This is a genomic window from Paenibacillus sp. FSL H7-0326 (genome assembly GCF_001955535.1).
Taxonomy (GTDB): Bacteria; Bacillota; Bacilli; order Paenibacillales; family Paenibacillaceae; genus Paenibacillus; species Paenibacillus shunpengii.
Genome location: NZ_MPVN01000002.1, coordinates 356,611 through 376,643 on the forward strand (window position 1 = coordinate 356,611; position 20,033 = coordinate 376,643).

Sequence of the window (20,033 nt, forward strand, 5' to 3'; positions counted from 1 at the left end):
TCATTTCCCCCTGAGAAGGTGGCACCCAGTTTCATCGAACAGGAGTGCTTCACCTTTATTTATGTTGAAATGCACGTTCTCTTTGTCGTAGATCAGTCGCTCTGACTTCTCGTATTGGCTCACCGCTTCAGGCGGCGGGTTCACAGTCACGTTTGCATGATCTGTGACCACCCACCCCCGAGGGTTTGCTCTCTTGCTCGGCTTGGTCTCAACTGACCAACCGTTCTCCACGAGAATGACAGGAGCCTTGGTACAGCTTTTGTAGGTGTGAGAAGTCCACATCTTCTTAGGCAGACACCAGTGGACGATGTTCTTCACGCCACATCCTCCTCGTCGAACATGGAGAGATCGTCTTCGGACATCTTCTGACCCCACTTCGCTCCAACCTCAATGTCGGATTTAAGACCGCAGTCCAACGGCAATGCGTTACACATGATGTCTGCAATTCTACGAAGGTTGTCCATGCCGATATTCTCAGGTACATCGAAGATGATCTCGTCATGCACCCACATCACGATTCTTGAATCTAACTCCTCAAGAAGCGGCTGAAGCTTGATTGAAGCGATTTTAACCATGTCTGCTGAGGAGCCTTGGATCACAGCGTTAATTCCCATCCGATGACCACGACCGATGAGCCACTTCTTACCTGATTGCATCTCCTCGTAAACTCTCCGCTTACGACCGAGCATGGTCTCAGTGAATTGGTCAGCGTTCATGATCTTGCGTTGCTCAGCCATCCACCGTTTAACGCCTGGGTACGCATCGAAGTAACCTTTGATGTACTCGACAGCTTCGTCCTCGGTAATCTCCAAGGTTTCTGCCAAGCCTTTCTCACTCATGCCGTAAATGATTCCGAAGTTAACGACCTTGGCATCCTTACGGAATTTCTCGTACTGGATACCTAGGAAAACATCCTCACGAAGTGCTTCAGGGTTCTTCGAGTTGATCTTCTCCTCATTGAACAGCTTGCGAACGAGATCATCGCTAAGGAGCCTGTCTTCCACGAGCTTACCGTCAGGATCAAGGAATAAGTCCTTCATGCCGCGACGATACTCAAACTCCTCATATGTGACGTTAGGGTTGTTTCGGTTCCACATCCCCACAGCGGTCATACTGTGGACATCCAATCCATCGCGGTAAATCTTCAACAAGGTCTCGTCTTGCGACACATGAGCAAGTACACGAAGCTCTTGTTGCGAGAAGTCAATGGAAGCCAACAAGCGACCATTATCCGAGATGAAGGCGTTACGAATGAGACCGCCCACCTTCGCGGGAATCTGCTGAAGGTTCGGTGAGTTACAACTCATACGTCCAGTCTTAGTTCCTACAGGGTTGAATGAGGTGTGCACTCGACCATTCACGAGATTCTTAGGAAGCTTGTCTGCAAATGCTGTAGTCAGCTTCACCTTCTCGCTGTATTCGAGCATCAGTCCGATAACCTCGTGAGTCTTCTTCAGCTTCTTGAGCGTCTTCTTGTCGGTGCTCATCGGCTTATCCTTATTGACCCTAGGAAGCCCTAGCTTGACGTATAAGGCTTCTGCTTTCTGTGCAGGGGAGTTAAGATTGATCTCTCCCGTATACGCCCAAATCTTCTGTCTCAGAAGCTCTAGCTCGTTGTGCAAGTCCTTGGCTACTTTCTCAACCAAGTACTCACGATCAAGAAGCACTCCTGCTTGCTCTGCCTTCCACACAATATCTAGGAAGGGCATCTCTATATTGAAGAACAGGTCATACAGCTTCTTGAGGTTCCCACGGTTCAACGCCCGCCCCTGGAACTCTGCCATACGATAAGTAAGCTCGGTATCCTTGATGGCGTAGTATCCTGCCAAGCACCCCGTCCGAGTGTTCGGGTCGAGCTTGATTGGAATTTTGTCGAACGTGATCTTTCCGAACAACGTGGAGAACTTATCTGCTTCGACCTTCAGGTAGTACGGAGCCATATCTTTGAGAGCCTTTGACTGGTTCTCATCGAGTACAGCCTGACCTATCATGGTATCGAACCATGGCACCAGTCGAATCTGCATCCAATTCCAAAGGACGTGCATATCAAACTTAGCGTTGTGGAGCAGGTACTTAGTGCTCCTGTCCTCCAAGATGGGTCGTAGCATGTCTGCCACAATGTCTTTTGGTAAACAAATCTCGTCGATGTGCTTGAGTGGGATATAGTATCCGCGATGAGGTGCGTAGAAGCTGATACCTACGATCTCATCAGCAAACGGGTTAACACCCATGGTCTCGGTATCGACCGCAACCACGCTCTGTGTTCGGAGCCATCTGCACATATCGTCCAGTTCTTCCAAGCTCCAAACCATGTGATAGTAGTCAGGTAAGACGGTGTTATTTGCCATCTCAATGATCTGCTGTTCTTTCTTAGTGATCTTCTTAGCGGCAGACTTCTCGGTGACACCCTTCTTCGCCCGAGTCTTCTTTTTCTCGGTCTTAGCTTCTCGGTCATCCAAGAGTCCTGTCAGTTCAAGTGCTCCCTGGTCTTCCAAGACTTTAGCCTTGCGGGGTGCTCTCTTGCGCTTAGGTAGTTCGACCACTTCAAGAGTCATTCAGTACCACCTCCTACTTCCTCTATACGAAAAGAAAAGCACCCAGTTAAGGGTGCTTCTCGTTAAGTTCTCGCTTTAGAGATTTTGACTTCTATACCATACTTCTCTCCGTCCTCGAATGTCTGCAACAGGTAGTTGAACAGTCCTGAAGCATCCTCTCGCCCGCCTTCAGCTACTAATATCAGCTTGTGGATACCCCCAACAGGTGGAATAATAAGCTCAGCGCAGTAAGCACCCAAAGCGTCAGCAGACGCAATCTCCTGGTACTCCTCCTCACTGATCGGCATGGTGTGCAGACGTTCAGTGTCAACACTCACTTCTTGCTCCAACACCTCTTTAACGCTTCCTGTAGACTCTTTGCCAAGTTTGTACGCCGCAACTTCCATGTCCCATTCCTCGTTCAAGCCTTCAGGAACCTCATACCCCGCCTTGTTCTTCAGGACGCTCACCTTGTACCCGTAGATGGTTTGGTACTTGGCACCGAATATCTCTGCGAGATCGTTAGTGGTGATCTCAGGGTACTTGGTCACAATGTAGGCTACCTTCTGCTTGTCGATCTTCAGGTTTGTTCTCACGGTTTTCTTTCGCCCCTCATAGGATGGTTTGTTAGACAGGTAATCCTCAACAGCCTTATCCACCGCCGCCGAGTCTATCATCTTCCTCAGGTACGTCAATCGACCCGACTGGTGACGGGTTCGGTAGTAGCTAATAACAGTTGAGCTGTAACCAAAAATCTTAGCGAAGTCTTTGTTATCAAGTTGCTCGAACTTTCTGAACGCGTAAACTAGCTTTGCTACATCCACGTTTTCTTCGTTTTTCGTTACTGAGGTAGACATAGGAGTTACCTCCTCCTTCTTCTTCTTTTCTTCGATTGGGTCAGTTCGCAAGACACCATCTTTGCCTATACGGTATACGGTGGTCTTCTCACCTTTTTAAGGTGAACTCCACGCAACAGTCACGGCAAAAGTACGTATTCGTAGCAACTATCCCGAGGTTCGCTGAATCACATGAGGGACATCTAAACCCTAATAGCATCCATAGATCACACCTCTCGTCCTATCTACTTTCTCTATACGAGGTGGTTAGACCAGAGTTAAATAGAAAAAGCACCCACTAGGGGTGCCTTATCTACTTCTATTCAATTAGAACGGGAAGTCGTCGTTGTTCTTGGAGTTGCCGCCTTGGTTCCCGCCGCCGTTATTTCCGCTGTCGCCGCTAGGAGCATCAGTCACCTGACCAATACCACTCATCAGCTTTTGAATAGCTTCACGAGTCAGCGTTTGAGATTCTACGAGAGCTTCCAAGTCCATACGCTCAACCTTCTCAGCGAACGGCTGAGGATCACGAGCGAAGAACTGGTACGTAGTATTCAGTTTCTCACCTTGACGAGCGATCTTGAAGTCGCGCTTTGTAAGATCACCGTACTCCTCGATCAGACCAAGCAACTGTGTTCCCATTGTCTTGGAAGCCTTGAGTACTTTAACCTTCTTGTCAGAGTAGTCGTACACTTCCAAGTAGGACTTGAATCCAGGCTTATTACCACTACCTTGCAACGGGTCTTCATTGCGTGGAAGTGCAGTAATAGTTTGCCATTGACCATTGATCTCCAACGTGTACTCCCAAACGGAGATGATGTCTTCAGCAGGAGTCAAGATACGTACTACAGCCGATTCATTTGGTTTAATTTTCAGCATTGTAGTAGAGTTGTTAGCCGCGTCACGAATTGCACCAAGACCTTTTTGAATCGCCATGTTATTTCACCTTATCCTTTTCGTTTTGTAGTGGTGGGCTTCTTGCCCCCTCACTTTCTCTATACGAAGTGATTAAGGATGAGTTAAGAGGGTGTTTCAAAGATTTTTAATGTGGGTAATACCTATAGGGGATGTACGTAGGGAATAAAAAGCCACCATGACTGATGTCATAGCGGCGGGGTATGCTCTACAGGGCTTCGTACTTTTCGCGGATACCTTTCCATAGTTGGGAGATGCGGGCTTTAGTTACTCCGAGGATACTAGCAATCTCTACGAACTCGTACCCATTGGAGCGAAGCTTGAAGATTTCTTTCTCCCGTTCATTCAGCTTCATGTTCTCCATGATGTCAGTCACGAACTCGAAATTCTCGAATGCGTACCCTTCATGTCCTAGCGTCAACCCCATGCTCGTATCGGCGGTCTCGTCTTCAACGTCAAGATCAGTGGATACAACTTGAACAGCGTTCACTACGTTCAGGTTTTTCTCTGACATGCACTTTCGGTACATATCTTTGATCTTGTTGTCAATCAAGTGGTCTACGAATGTTGACATTTTCGCTTTCTCAGCACTGTATTGATCAAGTGACTTGTACAACTTAATCATGACCTCTTGAGTTACGTCCTCTTTCTCCATCCCCGCAAACGTTTTGCCTTTAAGCTTTTGTCGGCATTTATCTTGAGCCTTATTCAAGAAAGCATCCATATCACCGATTGCAAACAATTCATCGAAACCCATAGTTGTAGTAGACATTTATAATTTCCCCCGTAGTCATTTTAGTTTTTAGTTGGATTTTTAATTTCTTCGATGTCTAGGTATCCTGCATCTCTAACCATCGACTCGTATTCGAGGTATGGGATAGTCTTGATGGAACCTAGCTTGTTATTTCTCAGCAGATCGTTGGAATCCTTGTATTTCTGCTCCTCGATGTCAGTTATTCCATATTGGCGGTTAGGGTACAGTACCACATTTACCCTTATTGCCGAATGCTTGGAGATTAGCTCATATGCCCTTAACGTACAGGCAACCCCTGCTTCATCATTATCGAAAAAAAGATTTACCGTCTTTATCCCTGCCCGCATCAATTCACGCACCTGCTCGACGAATAAAATACGTCCTAGAATTGCTCCCGCAGGTAAGCGTCCTTCGTAGCAAGACATTGTATCAGTTTCGGACTCGTTTAGATAAAGTTCATTGATAGGTTTCGGAGCTTGTAGAATATAGTATAGACCATACACTATATCCTTCTTCTCTATCCCCTTCTCATTAAGGAATCCTTTTCGTGAGACAAACCGCTTCTTTATAAACCTTATCAATCCCTTGCTTGTCCTAACTGGAAAAGTAATTGCTTGAGTAACTTCGTCATAGCCCACTTCATACTTACTGATCGTGTGCTCGGAAAATCCTCGACCATATATGTATGAATGTCGTTTCTTTGTATATCGGAGCACTTCTTCTTCGGGTAAAGACCTCATTCGATCTTTTTTATTTCCACCATTCAGTATACTTTCCATATCAATAGGATTTCGCTCGTTAGAGCTTACCACTAGATAGTTCTTCATAATAAACTGCATACCTAGGAGTTCATTAGGTAGCCCAACAGCGTGAGCCACTAGACTAGCGAGACTTCCATGAGCACCACAACCGAAACAATTGTATCGGTACGGGTACTCTGTCTCGACACCGCAAGCGGGGTTATTACCATCATCGTGGAAGGGACATAAGAACATTATGTTCTCGCCCTTGTTCGTCACTTTTGAGAAAGCTGAGACATTGTAGCGAGAGATACTTCTCGCAAGCCAGTAAGCTCTCAAATCATCAAGTACTTCTTCAATCTCTAGCTGATAAGACGACAGCAGAGAGTTTTGCATGTCCTGCCCTCCTCACAATTAAAAGCCATCTCACTCGAATTTGCAAGACTTTTGTCGAACACACGTATTGCAATATAAATTGTCTAATAAGAATACCAAACGCGAACGGGTGTTCGCAACCCTTATTTTCCACCTCCACTGAATCTTATTTCCTATCAAATCTAAAAACTGCTTACACTTGCTCTATACGCGCTAGTTAATGCTTAGTTAAGGGGGAATATAAATTTTTTTTTTTCTGAATTAATTGCTAGATCAATGAGAGCATAGTAAACAAAAAAGACCAACACAGAACACACCAGTGAGCAAGATACCCATAGTGGTGGTAATGTGTCGGTCTTGGTCAGACTTAATATTCGTTCCAATTACCGATAGTCTTTTGTTGAAAACCATACGGCTTCTTTCAGATCACGAAGGTCTGTCCAATCGCCGTAAGAGAAGTATATAGGAAAGATGTGGTAACTGTCAACCAAAAAATAGACCTGTAGGACTAACTAACGAAAAAAATATGTATAGGTCTACAGTCTATGTACCTATGGAATGCGAACCTCCTCATTTTTCAATAATTGTTCTATGTCTTTGTTGAGTTTCATGATAGTCACTTGCTCTGTGAAGTCTGAGCCAAAGAAGGTGGTTTTTATTTCTTCTATTTTCAGCCCCATATTCATATACGCGAAAACTGGGTTGAAATCTTCTACCATGGCACGACATAGCTTTTGCCTATATTGGTCAAACACATCGCTAGGGTGCGAACTCATGTGTTCAAGCATTAAGGACTCAGGGTGTGAAAACTTGGCAATGTATTTGATAATAATAAAGTTATTCATCAAAGACACTCGCGTATCAACAGGACCCTTCTCCGTAAATTCTTTCCTTAGTCTCGACGCGATCTTAGCAAGTTCCTTCTCGAAATCCTTACTCTCTATTATGCCGTCCCTCCCTTACACACACCTTCCGTGGAAACACCTTAATTAGTCTATTTAATCAAATGGACAAAGCAATGGCAAGTTGGAATAAGTCCCATAATTAAACAAGGAGGTGCCTTAGGTCTAAGGCACCTCTCTAATTTATAAGCCTAACTTATGCTTTTTGTAGTAAGGCATTGCCCATTTACCTGATGGGTCAAGCTCAATCAATCCGCAAGTCTTCTTCTCGGGACACCCTCCCGCCGTATAGCAAGGCATGTTCACATCACCGAAGACAGTAGGGAACACTTTCTTCAGTTGGTTAGTTTCTTGTCTACGGATACGGCGAATTTCATCCTGCGCTCGTAAACACAACCGCTTCTCAGCATGGTGAATCCATGACCAAAGGTTACGTGTATCCATATACATAGTGTTTACTCCAACAGGTAGCCGCGCTCGCATGGTCTCACGAATACGTTCAGGATTAAGACCTAAGGCATCCCAAAAGTCGTTCAGCTCATCGTCGGTGTACTTCGAGTACCGTTCGATTGCCCGTTCGTGATCGTCAATCCATTCCTGGCGCATCACTGCAAGCTGTGCCGCCTTTTCAGGCTCAACCTTGGCTTTCTTCTCAATGAAGGATGTTTCCAGGTAATTAGGGACATAGTAAGTAAGTCCACCGTCTGCCGCTCTACAGTACCGAAGGGATCGCTCGTCGAAGGAAGCGTGTCTTGCCCTCAAGTCCTGCCGCGCTACGAAGATCGGAACCTTCTTAACGAATGTCGCGGCACCATGTTCGATTACAGTGTTGTGGTTACTGTCGCGGCAGTGCAGTGTAATTCGCTGACCTACTTTGTTAGGGGTCAGTGTCTCCTCATCATGAGCTACCTGAACAGTGTCGTAACATAGTGCCCCTGCGTTTGCCAACAGCACCTCAGCTCCATCGTACCACCCCACCATAACTGAAGTCATGATAGGGATGTCACGAGTCAATTCAATTACGTTCTTGTACTTCTTGCCGTTATATTCAAACCGTACTGCCACGATGTCATCTCTCCTCTTTAGTCTTTGTACGGGTCGAACTCGTCAGCTCCCGCCATGCACACACCGATAGGTCTTAGAACGTTCATGACGTTCAATGTACCTACATGAGAGTTCAGTACCTCTCGAAGCTTGCGGTACACAAACGGACTCTCGTCAGTTCCCGCCCCGCGCAGTTCAACGCCATATTCTTGAATTGCTTGTGCCATCATCTCAGGAGAGATCGCACCGCCTGAACGAGTCTTTGTTTTGTAGTTCATCTTCCCTGCCGCCTGTGTTCGGCTCATTACGCGCCCTGCACCATGAACAGTGCTATAGAATGCGTTCGCGCTCTCAGTACTCTCAACACCTTGAACGATCACCGAGATGTCACCCATGGAGCCGCCAATGAATCCAAGCTGACCAGGGGCAAGTGGTGTCGCGCCCTTACGAACAACAACGACCTCTTTACCGTAGTGCTCCTCTTTCCAGGCGTAGTTATGGTGATTATGTACTGCAAGATCGTAATCCGCTCCCAGGATGTCCAACACTTGGTCAATAACATAGTCACGACCTGCGTATGCGTATCGTCCTGCCAGTTTCATAGCACGGTAATACATATCACCAATCTCGCTGTCCAAGTCGAACAGTGTTGGTGGTTGCTCCATCTTCTCCCCAGGAGCCTTACCGAAGAACTCACGCCCCGCCCCGAGATTCAAGAACCCGCTTGCTGTCTTGTGACCAAACCCTCGGCTACCAAAGTGGTTCGCAATCCAAACCAACCCAGTCGTTGGCTCAACCAAGATGTCAACGAAGTGATTCCCTGAACCTACAGTACCCAGTTGATTACGGGCAAGGGACTCCATCTTCTGATTAACACCCAGGTCTTTGAATACCGCCCAGTCAGGATCATCGAACAAGGCATGGTCAACCTTCTCACTGTTCACACGCCCTACTCCGAAAGAGATTCTACGTGCAATCTCATCCATTACCGCAGGGAGCTTGTCCTGCAAGTCTTCGACATGGAGGTCAGTACGAACAGCCTTGTTGCCGCAACCAATGTCGTAACCAACACCTGACGGAGAGATTTGACCGTCATACACAATCACGCCGCCCACAGGTTGGCTGTAACCGAAGTGACCGTCAGCGCAAAGAACGCCGCCAACTACATTCCCTGTGTTCAAGCAGGTATCAAACTGACCGATAGTTTTCTCGTCATGTTTTCCGTAGATTACTCTTTTCATTTTCATTCCCCCTAGTTCGTTTATAAGTTGTTAGATGACGCATTCAGATGAATTTTTGTCATCACGCATACGTGAGAACTGCGGGTGACGATAGAAACCGTCCTTGGTTCTCTGCATGGCTTTTATCTCCATGACTTCACCGATGTAGTTCTGAGGGTTCTCGGACATGTCCTTACGAAGATCGTCCGTAATTCCCGAACACTCCCCAAGCTCGATCAGGTTTCCGTTTGCGTCGAACTTCCCGAACTTCACGGCACCTTTCCAGTCATTGAAGAAGAACTTGGTAACTGGAACCCAACCCTCTTTCGGAACAAAGACTCTCTCACCGTCCACCAAAGTAGCGTCAAGGACGTTGTAAGTGTTAATTACAAACTCCTTCTCGCCGCTAGGATTGATCCAGTAAGACCACGATTCGATCTCCTTGCCCGTGTACTCACGAACAGCATCTTTGAAGCCCATAATGACCACATCGTCATCAATCTCGGTCTTAACCTTGATCCAGTTCTTCGCGGGCTTCTTGCCAGGGACGTACTTACCGTTGATGTTCTTGAGCATGATACCTTCGCCACCCTCAGCAAGGACTTTAGCCAAGAACTCCTTCTTGTTCTCCGTGACATACTCAGGGCACTTCATGAACTCGTTCCGAACAACGGGAAACACTCTCTCAAGAATTGCTCTACGTTCGTGCCATGGCTTATCAACCAACCACTCCCCTTGGAACATGAGAATGTCGTAGACCATGTAGTACAACTTCCCTTGCTCCTCTTGTCGTTCGATAGCCTTTTCAGCCTTCGCCCCCAGGATGGAAGTCACCTCATTGGATGTCTTGCCTGGGAAGTACAACTCACCATCCAGGATGAGTCCTGGGAAGGTTGAGAGATGTTCGGATAGATGAGGAACCCGATCACTCTTTTCAACAGGGATTCCGTCCACGTCACTGATGCGACGAGAGAAGAACCTACCGACGATGGAGAGATAACGAGAACCGTCCCACTTAACCTCAGCAACATAATTCGGATCACTCATGAAGGCTTCCAGTTTCGCGTCGTCCTTGACCGCATTACCTCCCATCGGCAGAACATGTTTATCTAATGGATAATCGCGCATTAAAATGACCTCCTAGGATTGGGTTACTTTCTTAGGGCACGTTCTCAAGTACTGGCGTGTCTTTTTACCATTCAGTTCAAACCAAGATGCACACTTACTTTCGAGGTACCATTTACAGTCACGACAGATGTTTTGAACTACGTTCTGACACCTCATTGGAACTTTGTCTTGGAGCTTAGCAGGGATTTTTTCCCCACCGCTCACCAAGACCTTGTGACATTTATCGAAGTAGTCACACCCATTACAGGCAACATTAATTTTGTTGTACATTCGGAACCTCAATCTTGAGGACGCTGAATGCAACAAGGTTAAGAAGAACCTCAGCCCCATGCTGGTTCTCAATGAGATCGAAAGCTTCTTCAGTAGCACCGACAATCTCTTTATCAGAAGTAAACTCCATAGTTACGATGTCATTTCTCGTCAGTGCGTAAGTCAGTCTGTACAGCATCGTTATCCTCCTCTTGTGCAGTAAGCTCGATGTCTCGAACTTCTGTGAGATCAATGATGTGAGCTACGCCATCCGTGTCTTCCAACGTGATCGCCTTCCCCTCGTGCTTGTGCTTGATGAAAAGCCTGCGGTACTCTTGCTTGACCTCCTCAGCAGTTAGCGGGATTTCACGGACAACCTTGTCAGTGTCCTTTTCCTTTTGCTGAAGTCTCGGGTTTTCTTCAACCCAGGTGACGGTCTTCTTCTTCTTGCCATTTCCTTTGAAGTAGAAATGAGCCGTGAGCTGTGCATTCATCAGGTAGTACCTCCTAGAAATAAATTGGCTCCCTAATTCCTCTATACGAGGTAGGGAGCTGTGAGTTAAGGGCTTAGAACACCATTTCTTCTTTCGTTGTTTCTTCCCATATACCAGTGTCGAGATCAGTACGCATGAAGACATCCTCGTCCTTCTTACCACCACGGTTCTTCTTGAGTGACAGCTTGAAGATGTCGTCGATCTTACGAAGGGTAACTACCTTCGTGGCTTTTTGCGCGGGGTTGTCCGACTCTTGGATTTGGTGAAGCTCAGGAGCCGCGTTCGGGTCTTTCTTCTGATCTTTCGCGGAGTCACGTCCCGCCTGTGCCAACATGATCGTCGGGGTCTTCGTACTAAGGTTCACGTCACGAATCCCATTTGTCACATTGATAATGCGGCGACGAATATCACGCTCACCCGTACCGTCCGAAAGGTCATACAATTGGTCAAGTACGATCAAGCCTGGACGTTCGGACTCGATAATCGCTCGAATATCCATCGGGGTGAACGGCTTACCACGGTTAGCGTCCTGGGACAGGATAATCATGCGCTGATCCTTCTTCATCAGCTCCAAAGTGTATTCACGATACAGCTCAGCATCGGTCAGCCGACCCTCGTTTAGGGCACGGTTACTGAAGTGCGCTCTGAAGGTATCCATACGGTAAGCTACCTCGATTTCAGGCATCTCGGTACTAAGGTAGATAATCGGGTCATTTATGTTAGCTTTTACGAAGGATAGCCATGCGGCATAGGCGAAGAACTCCCCCACCCACGACTTACCTTCGTTTGTCCGACCTGCAAGAAGCACGAGGTCATCCATCTTCCAACCACCCGTGAGATCATCGAGTCCTTTGATGCCTGTCGTGATTCCTGAAAGACCTGTTTGACCGTGCTTCTCCATGTACTTGTTGTAGCGATCCTCCGCATGTTTAGTCCATTCGTACTGTCCGATGTTTCCTGTGAACTTCTTCAGCATCACATCGAGATCGTTCCGCATCTTCCACATGGCTTCGAGCGTTTGACCACTGTTGGTCATGTTCGCGTTCTCTACAAGCACTGGACGGTAATCCATGTATGCCCTCTGTTCCCGCAGGACGTTAACACAATACTCAACAGGATCAAGGTCTTTCAGAACCCTGAAGTCCTCGAACTCCACCGCCACGGTCTCAATCGTAGGCATGTGTCCGTTCATGTCATTGCGGAATCCTTCGATCCAAACAACCACATCCTGAAGGGCGACGAAGTAAGTGTTGTCTATTCCATGCTTCCGCATGAGGTAGGGGTCTTTGCTTTGTAGCCAGTGATTAACATATGAAAGTTCCTCAAGCACGTTTGATTACCCCCTTAACAGACTCAGGTCTTCTATCGCGACCCTCAACCTGAACACCAACACAGTCGGATAGTAATCGGGAAACAGTACGCTTACCAATGACCTTCTCGTGAGACAATGCCTTTGAATCGAAGTTGGATGTGACAATAGTGGAGCGTCCTGCGTTGAATCTTTCATTAACGATCAAGTAGGTTTGCTCAGCCGTAAATTCCGAGGTCGTTCCCGCTCCGATGTCATCTAACAGCAGGAATGGGACTTCTTTAATAGAAGAAACACGTCTTTGCACTGCTTCATCATCTCTGCGATAACGTAAATCATCCATTAGATCGGCGTAGCTGACGAACAACGCTAACGGGTTCTCGAAGTCGAACTTGCTAGTCATGCACGTCTTGTAGATGTATTGGTTCAGAAGCATTGCGGCGTTATATGTCTTACCTGTCCCCGCTCCTCTGTTCCACAGGAAGAAGTTAGTGCCGTTCTCCTCAACTTCCTCGACGATATTTTCAACGTACACGTTAAGTCCTTCGTAAATGTAGCGGTTATCATCATCAATCTTGTAGTTGTAGATGTTAGCCTTCAGGTACTTTTTAGGTACCTCTGAAAGCTTCAGTGCTTTATCTAAACGAAACTTTGGGTTACACCAATCAGGGAAATCAGGTGTTTCCACCTCCCCTGAATACCTCTTGCAGAATGGTGTAGCCAAACACTTCGCGCAGTCTTTGTACGGGGTATTCATCAGATCACTCCTTAGCTAAATATGTTGTAGTCAACTCCACCATCGTCTTCAAGCGAAGGCTTCTCGTCTTTCTTGTTCATGTACCACGGAAGCTTACCTGTACGAGTGAACTCATCCAGTACCGCTTGGGTGTTCGTGGAGCCAAACAACCTAACTGTCTTTGGGGCGAATTGGTCGATGCTGAAGAACTTATCAAGAGCTTCCTTGAGGGAACTGTTGTCTCCCTTGGTCTCTCGCATCTTGTGCATCGTCTTCTGATCTTCTTCCGTCCATGAGTAGGCACTGTGGTACTTATCTTGATAATGCCGCATGAAGTAAGCGCGGAAATGGTTGGTGTTCCAATCCTCTACGGGAGCTTCATCAGGGTTCTTACTTACACCCTTCCTCTTGGCTTTCTCAGGCTTCGTAGGGTCTCCCACCTTCTCTACGCCCTCCTCTCGGATTACCTGCGGCTTACGGCGACCTGAAGGCTGTGGTGGCTTAGGTTGCTCAGACATTGATTGTCCTGGCTCCTCTACGTGAGTCTCGCCTTGCCACTGTACGAACCACTGCCTTACTTTGTCTTTATGAGCGTTAGGGTCAGACTCTTGAGAGACTGTGGTGTACACCTCTGAGTCTTTGTAATCTGCCAGGGAGTTAGCGAACACTTCTCGCTCGTCAGACCCAAACAGTTCCTTACGTATCTCATGCACAATCTCCGAATGCGCGATCACGGGAACCGTGTGAAGCTCCTCAAGAAGGTACATCAACGGTCTCCCTGGATGTCGTATCGTCTTGATGAAGCCCTTCTTCCTAAGCTCCTCTACATACTTGGTAACTGAGTTCTTAGACCACCCCAGTTCAGCGCGTAGCAGGGCTTGGCTTGGGAAGCATTCCTTGCTCCCGTTGTAAGCATACTGATTAAGATTGTGGTAGAGAGCCTTGGCATCACTCGTGAGAAAGTAACATCTGTCTACCTTGCTGTGGATTTGGGTGAAGCCGAAGTTAACTCCAAACTGAGTCAGAAACTCTTTCTCAGATGAAGCAAATCTGGTTGTAAATCTCTCCTCCATGCTGAATACACACCTCCTACTTGCTCTATACGACTTAGGTAGGCGGCTGTTAAATGGTTGACAAGGATAATCGTCATGGATATACTCAGGATTATGAGCGATCATATTATGAGCGATGGAGGAACCTGCATGAAACTACTTGAGGATTTTTGCAATTACATAATGAATGAGAAGAATTTGTCGATGAACACCGTGGACGGTTATGGAAGGGATTTGAGTCAGTTTACTTCCTTTATTGAGAAGCCCGTTACGAAGGTTACCACTGAGGATGTTTCTTCTTTTCTGTCTCACCGCCGCGCTGAAGGTGACGGGGTTTCTACCGTTAGCCGCAAACTGTCAGCAATCAAGTCCTTTTACAATTTTTTGGTTCGCAGAGGTAAGCTCAAGTACAATCCCGCTTCTTCAATAGAAGGAATGAAAAAGCCAAAGCGACTCCCTCGCCCTGTCGATTCAGAGGACATTGACAGCCTACTGAATATGATTGATAACCTGAGAGATCGGACTATATTTGAGGTTCTTTATGCTACTGGAATACGTAGGGAGGAGCTGTGCGCGATAAATATACAAACTGACATAAACTTCAGGAGAGGTGAACTGAGGGTTGTGGGTAAAGGTGATAGCGAAAGAATCATCCCTCTGTTCCCTCGTACCCTTGACTATATTAAGTCCCTCTCTGCTGAGCACGGGAAAGAGTGGTTGTTCCCGAGCATCAAGACAGGAGGGCATATCGGTAAGCGACAGATCAATGAGATCGTTAACAAGTGGACGAGTGCCGCAGGTCTTGAGTGGGTAACGCCACATAAATTCCGACATTCCTTCGCCACCCACCTAATGGATAACGGTGTTGATCTCGGAGACATCCAGGAACTTCTTGGGCATAGCAGTCCCGAGACCACAAAAATATACGCAGGGGTAAGTAAGGGTCGTGCTCGTAGCGCGGTCATGAAGCACCCATTAGCAACAGAAAAAGGACAGCCTTGAGCTGTCCTTTAGTATTTCTTAACGGCGATTCGGTTGCCTTTAGAGTCGTAGAAGTACCTGAAGTTCGTCTGTGTTGGGGTTGCTCCCATCGTAGAGATCATCCTGTACTCAAGCATACCTGCCGCATCATACTGATAGACCACATCCATCAGTGTCGGGAGCATTACAAAGTCTACCCCATTAAAGAGGTAAATCTCCCCGATGGATGTTACCAGGAAAGATTCCCCCTGGGAGAAGCCATCCGTACTGTCAGGCATAGTAAGTACTGGTTCCTTCACGATCTGCTCTACATAGTTGTCAGTAACCACTTGACGAATTACCCGACCTAGGTCATCGAACGCGAAGTAAGTTACCACATCCTTGTACTCCACCAAATCACTGATCGCATCCCAGGGGTCGATGGTATTAAGCTTCCCACGCTCTGCCGCTGTCATGCTTACGTGGTCTACACCGTCCGTAATCATATCAGCACTGTGCGTGTCAGGATGCTCGTACTTATTTGCATCACTCTCAATAGCAGAGAGCTTATCTCTCTCAGCCCTGGTCATAGCTACCTTATTGGTTCCATCAGAGAGGATGTCAGCACTATGGGTACTTGGGTGGGTATATACCACGATCTTGGTACCGTTAAGGGTCAACGCACCATTATCAGTATCGTTTAGAACCCTGTCCCCGCTCACCTTTGCGTAACCCTTGGTGCTGTATGTGTACGCCGTTGGCTCTCCCTGATTGCTCGTGTCCTGACGCACCAAGTAAAGCCGCCCAACCTCTCCTGTAGATGGAAGCTCTGTCTTTAATCTGACCGAGACCACGTTCCCTATCGAGACCGCATCAAGTCTACCATCCAGAGATGAGTATGAATCTCGGGCTTGCTTGACCTCCCTCTCTACCTTTGCCGCCTTACTGAATGAAACAATATCCATAACGCACCCCCTACCTTGTCGTTAATCCTGTGACCTCAATCCAGAAGTCAGCAACGTCAGTCCCCAGGTTCTTGATTGAAAGGTGCAGAGACGAAGTACCGTCTGCATCCTCGTAAGGGAGATCGAGCATATCGTAAATACCTTCCAGGAAGTTACCAGTCGAGTACTGAGCATTGTTGAAGTACAGTATTTCAGGCGTGGTGCCTGAGCTGTCTAATATATTGACCTCTACGTTCGTCTCCCTCGAAGGGATGACTCGCAAGGTCTTAATCAGGAACCTAGGGTGATCCATCGGTATGGACACGATTGCCTTAGACCCACCGCCTACAGATTCAACTTTCCAACCCAGTGCTACAGGCATGAACACCTTTCTCATCTCCTCCATCAGCTTCCATGTTCTGTTCAACTATTGTCCCTCCTTCTCGGGATGTGAGTATCAGGATACCTACGGGGTCGAAGTACGGTGGTTGTTCCCCCACCTACTCCATTGTTCGTCCAGTCTCCCCACGTCTTACCTGTAAGGTCTTCTTGGTGAACTGGAATCCTGACCTTGATAACAGCGTCCAGTCCGTTATAGTTCTCCTTCACTCGTATACCATGTAGGGACTCTCTAACTATCCCTACCCCATTACTACTAGGGACAATCTCAACACGTTGGACTAAGTTTAGCTCGGAGGGCTGTCCTAGGAATGTACGCTCCCCGTACTGGTACTTGTCTGAAATAAACCCGTTCAGTTTATCTTCGTGGTTATCCATCACACGCCATGTTCCCCATCGGTAAATGTCAACCATCTCCGCAGTTGTGCTCAGAAGACCGACCTCATACGACATCTCCCGCCCGTCAAAAACTTCAGGAACCACTTCCTGGTTGTATCCAATACTGAACAGCTTGGCGATCCTCCCTTTAGGGGAAAGGGAGCCGTTAGCGGCGGCTCCCCCAATACTTCCGTTATATACTGCCATCTGTAATCACCGCCCTAGTTCATTAGTACGGCGACCGTTGACCCCGTGAGGAAACTCTGACCTCCGATGGACAAGGAGTACACCTTATACGTCTTCGTACCCACTTTGATCTCGTCCCCATGGGATACACCTGCTGAAGGTACCGCGTAGATGTCGATGAGTTCTCCCCGCGCACCTTCTACCCCGTTGCACATAATCAACGGAGCGAGATGATACAAAGAACCCCATCCTGGGTTTACTGGAAGCATTGCAGAGTAAGCATCATAGATGTTGTTCACCGTAAGCTTATCCTTGTCTCTGAGAGTCCTGATCCCGTTGTCCCCGTTATAACTCAGACCGATCCCGAGAGCCGAGGAGTCATTCTCAGTTGCATACCTGTTAAGGACTCCGAAATACCCAAGGTTAGCTACACCTGAAACAGAGTTCACATCACCTTGTAGGTAGATAATGATGCGGTTAGGTTGAACAGATACTTGGTAGTCGATCAAGAGGTTACTGTCAACCAAAGTGTTATGAACAACGAAGTCCTTCTTAATCTCAGCCCTACTCACGGGAATACTTCCGTCAGCCGACATAACATCTTCAGCAACACCCACAACTAACTTGTTTCCTGTGATGCTTTTGCTATTACCTACCTCAAGTCGAAAGAACAATTTATCTGTTCCAGTCGTACCTACCGATTTTAGTACGAGAGAGCTTGCATTCTCGTAATGGATAGACCAAGGAGAGCTGACAATAGTCTTGAACCCTTGGACGATATTTGCGTACAGCTCATTCAATTTCACTTTACCTGAGAATGTTGCCATGTCTCATGGACACCTCCTATATTGGGAATAACAAAGCTCTCTGCCCGCCACCTAGAACACGAGCACCGTGGAAGAACTTCGGTCGGGAGTAGAGATTGTTCTGACTAGAGATGTAGTAGTATCTGCCATTGTCAGCGTTAGGGTAATCCTGATCTACTACATGGAAGACGTAGTACTTACCGTCAGCTCCTAAGTCTAGGATAGAACCATCAGGGTGTTGAACACCGTTCTTGAATACGATTGATCGCATACCTTTTAACTCTCCGCGAACACCTTCTTGAGGGTGGTACACCATGAAAGGTGTTACGTAATAGCGAGAACCAAGCCCTGGGGAAGCAAGAGATTCAGTTCCGAAGTTGTATAGTTCATACTCTGTACCGTTACGAGAAGTTCTAACTACCCCTCGTGGTGTATCGTACTGATCGGCGGTATTATCGTCATGAAGGTTGAAAGGCATATGAGTAAACACACCGTAGAACTTGTTAGCAATAGCGGGGTCTTCGGTCTCGACAGCCTGACATCTACCTAGGTAAATCCGAACAGGGTACCCAGTAGTGTGATTGTCCAACCTCTCTCCGTGAATGAACATTACGTCTTCATTGGTAATGACCGTCCACTTATAGTTGATATTGTACTGCCCTGAATAGCACATGAACGGAGTCTCCGTGTAAGCACTGCTAGTGAATCCCGCAGGAGGGTTGGTGTACATATCAGGAGTTGCAACGTCGGTACCCAGGTTTTTCATCCCCCACCTGATGCTCACACCTCGCGCATGAGCGAACACGCACATAGTGAAGCGCATTTGACTGTCTTTCCTGTTGGTAGCAACCGCATTACCCCAGTTAGCGTAAGTAGTTTCCGCTGTGTACTTTACAACCCAGTAAGGGTCTACCGCATTGGTTAGTGCGGTAGCTAGTTGATTAGCAAACGTGTTTAGAGTACTTGTGAACTCGTGTCTACGAACCATTGTCAAGGGTTACACCTCCTTCTCAATCTCAAACAAGAGTACCCTCTGTCCCCCGCCTAAGAGGAGGGAAGAATCAAAGAAATAAGGTTGCCCGTTAACATACGACCCACTCGTTGTAAACCACCCTTGGTAGGAAGTGGGGTATGCCTGGGAGGTGGCGTGAAACACGTAGTACCGCTCCTCCCCCAAGTCAAGAATAGAACCATCGGGGTACTTACTTGCGTCCCTTAGAACTGCTGTCCTCACCCCGTGAAACTCCCCTCGAACACCCTCGTTACCGTGCCACACATAGAAAGGAGAAATAAAGAATCTACCGCCCACCCCTGGGGAAGGCACCTGACTACTTGTAGCAAAGTGGTACAAGGCGTTTGGAGTACCATTGCGAGAGCTTCTTACATAACCCGATCCTGAGCTGTATTTTAGCTCATCCTCGGCATCGTCTAGGCTCATAGGAAAGTGGCTAAATACACCAACGAAGTCGTTTGCAATTAACGGGTCTTCATCTTCAAAGGGTTTAAGTCTACCCATATACAAACGTACTGGATAAGCCTGGGCAGGGTAGTTTTGCGGCTCCCCGTATACGAAGATGTAATCCTCAGCCGTAAACACAGTCCACTTGTAGTACGTGTTTACATGGGAGCTTGTAGTTGCACTACTGTTGACGTATGAATCTCCTGTTTGGAAAGGTATCTCTGACCTGCTACCCACATTCGTGGATAGGTCGGGGATGACGGAAGACCCGTTGTTTCTAATCCCTACCTTCATGATGTGGTTCTTGTAGGACATCCTATCACTCCAGGAGTTTACACAAGACAAGGTAACACAGATAGTGAAAAACATACTTGGGTCTTTCACATTCTTCGCGGTAATTGTTCCGTAGTTAACAACGTTATGGTTGGTTCCACTCCACACCTTAGAGTTCGCGTAAGTGTTGTTTGCGCTATAACCCCACTCCCAGTGAATGTCCCCGTAAAGTTCTTGAGACATGGTATTGTAAAGCTCGGACGCGAAGGTCGTTGTGGTAGCATAGAACTCATATCTACGTAATGATCCTAACAGTTGATTTTCAGCCATTCACAGCACC

Annotated in this window: 22 protein-coding genes and 1 pseudogene; 1 reads left to right on the forward strand and 22 read right to left on the reverse strand. The window is 47.2% G+C overall.

The genetic code is table 11. The features are described 5' to 3' along the window. From BK126_RS12370 to BK126_RS30235, 16 genes and pseudogenes are all read right to left on the reverse strand, one after another. Positions 1-318, reverse strand: a complete 318-nt coding sequence (locus tag BK126_RS12370) for a hypothetical protein (RefSeq protein ID WP_076312952.1) — start codon at positions 316-318, stop codon at positions 1-3. Beyond that, positions 315-2,555 carry a DNA polymerase gene (locus tag BK126_RS12375; RefSeq protein WP_076312953.1) on the reverse strand — a complete coding sequence of 747 codons (2,241 nt, stop codon included), beginning with the start codon at positions 2,553-2,555 and terminating at the stop codon, positions 315-317. The genes BK126_RS12370 and BK126_RS12375 overlap by 4 nt, the downstream gene beginning before the upstream one ends. Positions 2,556-2,617: 62 nt before the next feature. Next, entirely contained in the window at positions 2,618-3,391 is a 774-nt protein-coding gene (locus tag BK126_RS12380; protein WP_076312954.1) for a hypothetical protein, read from the reverse strand. Positions 3,392-3,697: 306 nt separating this feature from the next. Next, entirely contained in the window at positions 3,698-4,306 is a 609-nt protein-coding gene (locus BK126_RS12385; protein ID WP_076312955.1) for a hypothetical protein, read from the reverse strand. Between the two features lie 187 nt (positions 4,307-4,493). Then, complete coding sequence (locus BK126_RS12390; protein WP_076312956.1) at positions 4,494-5,057, reverse strand: sigma-70 family RNA polymerase sigma factor; 564 nt, start codon at positions 5,055-5,057, stop codon at positions 4,494-4,496. 23 nt (positions 5,058-5,080) lie between these two features. Then, entirely contained in the window at positions 5,081-6,175 is a 1,095-nt protein-coding gene (locus BK126_RS12395) for a toprim domain-containing protein (protein ID WP_076312957.1), read from the reverse strand. Positions 6,176-6,705: 530 nt separating this feature from the next. Further along, positions 6,706-7,101, reverse strand: coding sequence for a Na-translocating system protein MpsC family protein (locus BK126_RS12400; RefSeq protein ID WP_083655872.1), 396 nt, complete (start codon positions 7,099-7,101; stop codon positions 6,706-6,708). 138 nt (positions 7,102-7,239) lie between these two features. Beyond that, a complete protein-coding gene (gene thyX / locus BK126_RS12405; protein ID WP_076312959.1) occupies positions 7,240-8,121 on the reverse strand; it encodes an FAD-dependent thymidylate synthase in 882 nt (293 codons plus the stop codon). Positions 8,122-8,138: 17 nt separating this feature from the next. Further along, positions 8,139-9,341: an RtcB family protein gene (locus BK126_RS12410; RefSeq protein WP_090723948.1), complete on the reverse strand. Its 1,203-nt coding sequence runs from the start codon at positions 9,339-9,341 to the stop codon at positions 8,139-8,141. A gap of 30 nt (positions 9,342-9,371) precedes the next feature. Beyond that, positions 9,372-10,448: an ATP-dependent DNA ligase gene (locus BK126_RS12415; RefSeq protein ID WP_076312961.1), complete on the reverse strand. Its 1,077-nt coding sequence runs from the start codon at positions 10,446-10,448 to the stop codon at positions 9,372-9,374. 253 nt (positions 10,449-10,701) lie between these two features. Next, the gene (locus tag BK126_RS12425; protein WP_076312963.1) at positions 10,702-10,896 is read right to left on the reverse strand and encodes a hypothetical protein; all 195 of its coding nucleotides are present in this window, start codon (positions 10,894-10,896) and stop codon (positions 10,702-10,704) included. Next, positions 10,859-11,191 carry a hypothetical protein gene (locus tag BK126_RS12430; RefSeq protein ID WP_076312964.1) on the reverse strand — a complete coding sequence of 111 codons (333 nt, stop codon included), beginning with the start codon at positions 11,189-11,191 and terminating at the stop codon, positions 10,859-10,861. Before BK126_RS12430 ends, BK126_RS12425 begins: the two co-directional genes overlap by 38 nt. A gap of 73 nt (positions 11,192-11,264) precedes the next feature. After that, the gene (locus BK126_RS12435; RefSeq protein WP_076312965.1) at positions 11,265-12,521 is read right to left on the reverse strand and encodes a DnaB-like helicase C-terminal domain-containing protein; all 1,257 of its coding nucleotides are present in this window, start codon (positions 12,519-12,521) and stop codon (positions 11,265-11,267) included. After that, the gene (locus BK126_RS12440; RefSeq protein ID WP_076312966.1) at positions 12,514-13,257 is read right to left on the reverse strand and encodes an ATP-binding protein; all 744 of its coding nucleotides are present in this window, start codon (positions 13,255-13,257) and stop codon (positions 12,514-12,516) included. The genes BK126_RS12435 and BK126_RS12440 overlap by 8 nt, the downstream gene beginning before the upstream one ends. Before the next feature lie 11 nt (positions 13,258-13,268). Further along, positions 13,269-14,003, reverse strand: a complete 735-nt coding sequence (locus tag BK126_RS12445; RefSeq protein WP_256702817.1) for a hypothetical protein — start codon at positions 14,001-14,003, stop codon at positions 13,269-13,271. A gap of 42 nt (positions 14,004-14,045) precedes the next feature. Next, positions 14,046-14,414, reverse strand: a pseudogene (locus BK126_RS30235) (helix-turn-helix domain-containing protein); the annotation flags it as partial. A 24-nt stretch (positions 14,415-14,438) separates the two neighbouring features. Between BK126_RS30235 and BK126_RS29085 the strand changes: the two are divergent. Then, positions 14,439-15,290: a tyrosine-type recombinase/integrase gene (locus tag BK126_RS29085; protein ID WP_076312968.1), complete on the forward strand. Its 852-nt coding sequence runs from the start codon at positions 14,439-14,441 to the stop codon at positions 15,288-15,290. An 8-nt stretch (positions 15,291-15,298) separates the two neighbouring features. On the opposite strand, the gene BK126_RS12455 is transcribed toward BK126_RS29085, so the two are convergent. The 6 genes from BK126_RS12455 to BK126_RS12480 are packed head-to-tail and all read right to left on the reverse strand — an operon-like array spanning position 15,299 to position 20,023. Next, positions 15,299-16,213, reverse strand: a complete 915-nt coding sequence (locus BK126_RS12455) for a hypothetical protein (RefSeq protein ID WP_076312969.1) — start codon at positions 16,211-16,213, stop codon at positions 15,299-15,301. A gap of 10 nt (positions 16,214-16,223) precedes the next feature. Then, positions 16,224-16,619: a hypothetical protein gene (locus BK126_RS12460; protein WP_076312970.1), complete on the reverse strand. Its 396-nt coding sequence runs from the start codon at positions 16,617-16,619 to the stop codon at positions 16,224-16,226. Further along, positions 16,616-17,176 (reverse strand): hypothetical protein, encoded by a 561-nt coding sequence (locus tag BK126_RS12465; protein WP_076312971.1) that lies wholly within the window; start codon positions 17,174-17,176, stop codon positions 16,616-16,618. Before BK126_RS12465 ends, BK126_RS12460 begins: the two co-directional genes overlap by 4 nt. A 14-nt stretch (positions 17,177-17,190) precedes the next feature. Then, positions 17,191-17,982 (reverse strand): hypothetical protein, encoded by a 792-nt coding sequence (locus BK126_RS12470; protein ID WP_076312972.1) that lies wholly within the window; start codon positions 17,980-17,982, stop codon positions 17,191-17,193. A 16-nt stretch (positions 17,983-17,998) separates the two neighbouring features. Then, complete coding sequence (locus tag BK126_RS12475) at positions 17,999-18,955, reverse strand: hypothetical protein (RefSeq protein WP_076312973.1); 957 nt, start codon at positions 18,953-18,955, stop codon at positions 17,999-18,001. A 3-nt stretch (positions 18,956-18,958) separates the two neighbouring features. Beyond that, entirely contained in the window at positions 18,959-20,023 is a 1,065-nt protein-coding gene (locus BK126_RS12480) for a hypothetical protein (RefSeq protein ID WP_076312974.1), read from the reverse strand. Between the last annotated feature and the right edge of the window lie 10 nt (positions 20,024-20,033).

What these genes read in the sequence shown, in the direction of transcription:
- BK126_RS12410 (WP_090723948.1), bottom strand. Translation starts at nt 9,341, where the DNA reads ATGAAAAGAGTAATCTACGGAAAACATGACGAGAAAACTATCGGTCAG.
- BK126_RS12385 (WP_076312955.1), bottom strand. Translation starts at nt 4,306, where the DNA reads ATGGCGATTCAAAAAGGTCTTGGTGCAATTCGTGACGCGGCTAACAAC.
- BK126_RS12455 (WP_076312969.1), bottom strand. Translation starts at nt 16,213, where the DNA reads ATGGATATTGTTTCATTCAGTAAGGCGGCAAAGGTAGAGAGGGAGGTC.
- BK126_RS12465 (WP_076312971.1), bottom strand. Translation starts at nt 17,176, where the DNA reads ATGGCAGTATATAACGGAAGTATTGGGGGAGCCGCCGCTAACGGCTCC.
- BK126_RS12375 (WP_076312953.1), bottom strand. Translation starts at nt 2,555, where the DNA reads ATGACTCTTGAAGTGGTCGAACTACCTAAGCGCAAGAGAGCACCCCGC.
- BK126_RS12470 (WP_076312972.1), bottom strand. Translation starts at nt 17,982, where the DNA reads ATGGCAACATTCTCAGGTAAAGTGAAATTGAATGAGCTGTACGCAAAT.
- BK126_RS29085 (WP_076312968.1), top strand. Translation starts at nt 14,439, where the DNA reads ATGAAACTACTTGAGGATTTTTGCAATTACATAATGAATGAGAAGAAT.
- BK126_RS12445 (WP_256702817.1), bottom strand. Translation starts at nt 14,003, where the DNA reads ATGTACCTTCTTGAGGAGCTTCACACGGTTCCCGTGATCGCGCATTCG.
- BK126_RS12380 (WP_076312954.1), bottom strand. Translation starts at nt 3,391, where the DNA reads ATGTCTACCTCAGTAACGAAAAACGAAGAAAACGTGGATGTAGCAAAG.
- BK126_RS12430 (WP_076312964.1), bottom strand. Translation starts at nt 11,191, where the DNA reads ATGAATGCACAGCTCACGGCTCATTTCTACTTCAAAGGAAATGGCAAG.
- BK126_RS12390 (WP_076312956.1), bottom strand. Translation starts at nt 5,057, where the DNA reads ATGTCTACTACAACTATGGGTTTCGATGAATTGTTTGCAATCGGTGAT.
- BK126_RS12440 (WP_076312966.1), bottom strand. Translation starts at nt 13,257, where the DNA reads ATGAATACCCCGTACAAAGACTGCGCGAAGTGTTTGGCTACACCATTC.
- BK126_RS12425 (WP_076312963.1), bottom strand. Translation starts at nt 10,896, where the DNA reads ATGCTGTACAGACTGACTTACGCACTGACGAGAAATGACATCGTAACT.
- BK126_RS12480 (WP_076312974.1), bottom strand. Translation starts at nt 20,023, where the DNA reads ATGGCTGAAAATCAACTGTTAGGATCATTACGTAGATATGAGTTCTAT.
- BK126_RS12395 (WP_076312957.1), bottom strand. Translation starts at nt 6,175, where the DNA reads ATGCAAAACTCTCTGCTGTCGTCTTATCAGCTAGAGATTGAAGAAGTA.
- BK126_RS12415 (WP_076312961.1), bottom strand. Translation starts at nt 10,448, where the DNA reads ATGCGCGATTATCCATTAGATAAACATGTTCTGCCGATGGGAGGTAAT.